A 684-nucleotide genomic window follows, 5' to 3' on the forward strand; every position below is an offset into this window, starting at 1 on the left:
CCCGAGTTCGACACCAATCGGTCTCATTCGGGCTAAGCCGGCGAATGCAGGTCATATGAATCAATGACTTGCGCGCGTCAAGGGCCGCCCTGCGAGCAGTGCGGACGTGCCCCAGGTGCGCTTCGAGTCGGCGCTGTCGCTGGGCGATGTGTGGGCTCTGGACGCGCTGTGGCACGAACTCGGCTTTGATCGGCTGGCCGCCGTCTTCCGGCGCGCCCGCTTCACCACCGCCGTCGAGCACGCCCTGCGCGTGATGGTCTTCAACCGGCTGTGTGACCCGGAGTCCAAGCTGGGCGTGCTGCGCTGGCTGCAGACGGTGAGCCTGCCGGGCGTTGATGTCGACAAGCTCAGCCATCAACACCTGCTGCGCAGCATGGACGCGCTAATGGACCACCAGACCGCCGTCGATGACTGCGTGGCCCAGTTGCTGCGCCCGCTCATCGACGAAGACCTGTCGGTGGTCTTCTACGACCTGACCGCCATCCGCGCCGAGGGCCAGAGCCAGCCCGGGCGCAGCTGATGGACGGCAAGCTGATGCTGGTGACCAACGTGCAGGACATGGCCGCCGACGAGGTGGTGCGGCGCTACAAGGCGTTGGCCGACATTGAGCGCGGCTTCAAGGTGCTGAAGTCCGAGATCGAGATCGCGCCTGTCTTCCACCGCTTGCCCGAGCGCATCAAGGCC

Annotated in this window: 1 pseudogene; it reads left to right on the plus strand. The window is 65.9% G+C overall.

From position 1 onward, the window contains the following. Positions 1-67: 67 nt before the first annotated feature. A pseudogene (locus ACG0Z3_RS23215) lies at positions 68-505 on the plus strand (IS1634 family transposase); the annotation flags it as partial. Between the last annotated feature and the right edge of the window lie 179 nt (positions 506-684).

This window comes from Pelomonas margarita, from assembly GCF_043555875.1.
In the GTDB taxonomy this organism is placed as follows: domain Bacteria; phylum Pseudomonadota; class Gammaproteobacteria; order Burkholderiales; family Burkholderiaceae_C; genus Pelomonas; species Pelomonas margarita.